Raw genomic sequence first — 257 nt, forward strand, 5'->3', positions numbered from 1 at the left:
GTGAGCCACGCCTGTTTCTCCTTCGACATGGGCTTGCTCGATCTCTTCCCGGTGCTGTGCGCGGGCCGAGCGCTGCTGATGCTCGATCACCGCCACAATATGCTGCCCAGGCAGAATATTCCGGGCGCCCCCGCGCAGAGCGCCAGCGACCGGATGCCAGCCATCGCAGCCACCCCCAGACCGCCTGCGAAGCGCCGTTCGAAACACCCTACGGCGCCGCCGTGACCAACCTGTATGCGATGTGCGCCATGCGCCAT

At 66.1% G+C, this 257-nt stretch carries 1 protein-coding gene; it reads left to right on the top strand.

Annotated elements, in window-relative coordinates; genetic code table 11:
* Positions 1 to 225: hypothetical protein (locus AC0L3U_RS39705; protein WP_473365166.1), on the top strand; the 225-nt coding region annotated here is incomplete at its 5' end.
* Positions 226 to 257: the final 32 nt, after the last annotated feature.

The organism is Bradyrhizobium sp. Kon69 (genome assembly GCF_055807515.1).